1 pseudogene (only partly in view) is annotated in these 240 nt (G+C 43.3%); it reads left to right on the forward strand.

Going from position 1 to position 240, the window contains the following annotated elements:
• Positions 1–240 (forward strand): annotated as a pseudogene (locus tag JNK74_30060) (DUF1501 domain-containing protein) (it extends 294 nt beyond the left edge of the window).

Below are 240 nucleotides of genomic sequence, written 5' to 3' on the forward strand. Positions count from 1 at the left end.
GATCCCAATGGCATCAACCGTGACATACGCAAAGCATCTATTGAAGCTATTAATAAAATAAACCAGGAGCAATACGAAGAATACAAAGACCCGGAAATACTCAGCCGCATAGCGCAATATGAAATGGCGTACAAGATGCAGATCTCCGTTCCTGAAGTGATGAACATTGCAGACGAGCCGGCTTATATACACGAGATGTATGGAACAAAGCCCGGCGAAGCAAGATTTGCCAATAATGTA

Source organism: Candidatus Hydrogenedentota bacterium (genome assembly GCA_016791475.1).
GTDB lineage: Bacteria > Hydrogenedentota > Hydrogenedentia > Hydrogenedentales > JAEUWI01 > JAEUWI01.